2 protein-coding genes are annotated in these 1,258 nt (G+C 31.4%); both read right to left on the reverse strand.

Going from position 1 to position 1,258, the window contains the following annotated elements; all coding sequences use genetic code 11:
* Window positions 1–15: 15 nt before the first annotated feature.
* Window positions 16–150 (reverse strand): hypothetical protein, encoded by a 135-nt coding sequence (locus M663_RS15235; protein ID WP_273702629.1) that lies wholly within the window; start codon window positions 148–150, stop codon window positions 16–18.
* A gap of 54 nt (window positions 151–204) precedes the next feature.
* A partial coding sequence (locus M663_RS0104460; protein ID WP_029688077.1) for a hypothetical protein occupies window positions 205–1,258 on the reverse strand: 1,054 nt, incomplete at its 5' end.

The following is a 1,258-nucleotide window of genomic DNA, read 5'->3' on the forward strand; positions in this document are numbered from 1 at the left end:
CTTCACCATAGGCATCTAATAGCTTTCCTGTTTTTTATCTATAACTTCAATTCTATCATCACCTATTTTTAATATCTTCACTTGAGAAAAGTCGTAAGATAAGCCTATGTACACTCCATTCAATTCCACTCTTCCAAATTTGTCTGGCATTACAGCTCTTTTTTCTCTACTAGATTTTTCGGATCCCCTTTCAATTCAATCCTTTTAATCCTTCAGCTGCTGTTGTGCCAAAATTTTTAAAATTTTGCTATGAGAATCCACCAATGAAAGCCTAATGTTATCATTTTCTTTTCTCAATTGCACAATTTTATTAAACTTTATAGGGTAATTTTTATAAACATTTAATCCTAATGTCATTTTTAAATCTGAAAGCACGTACTTGTCAAAATTTTCTATAAGCTCTATTTTCCCTGTCCTCGTATCAACTATTTGCGCTCTTCCATCTCTATAAAAAACTATTGCAATATTTCCTCTATCATACAGTAAAGGAACCACGTCGTTGAGATTTCCTGATAAAGCAGTACGTTTCCCCGTTATCAAATTTATAAATTCTATATTGTTTTCTAAAAATTGTTTATCAGTAGCTGCTGTAATAAAAATAACCGCTTCACTCCCTCTCTTTATCAATTCATTAGGTTTGTCAATTAAAGCTATTTCTTTTTCTCCTCCATTTTTGTCCACCTTATATATTTTCGTGGTTTTTATGTTTATATTTCTGTAAAAATATACATTGCTATTTTCATCTACAGATAACAAGTACCCATTTGTAACTAATTTAGGTTCCTCTTGCTCTAGCTTTTTGTAGATTTTTCCTGAACTTTCAAAATAAATCTGGTACCCTGTATTCCTCTTTACACCAATTGCATCATTAACAGGCACATTCACTTTTACTTCACGAATTTTTAGAGCATCCAAATCAACCAATTTAATTGTTTCTGAACCTTTATTAGTATAAGCAAAATAGTAGTCACTTGGCAGCATAGAATAAAAATTAGAAATTACATATCGTATAACTCCCTGATCCAATGTTAGTTTAGATCCTTTAAAAAAATTCACAATAGCTATATTGTTAGAACCATCTTTATCGATTGTACTTATTAAAGCATTCTTCCCACTCGGGCTTGTCAATATAAAACTTTCTATCCCAAGATTTAATTTTATAGGTAACCTGTAGAAATTCCCTCTCGATTCAACAACCATGTCGTCTCCATCGTTAATGATGACTTTATTCTCATCTGCATAAACTAACTTGGGGTCA

Source organism: Thermoanaerobacter sp. A7A (genome assembly GCF_000445185.1).
Lineage (GTDB): Bacteria > Bacillota > Thermoanaerobacteria > Thermoanaerobacterales > Thermoanaerobacteraceae > Thermoanaerobacter.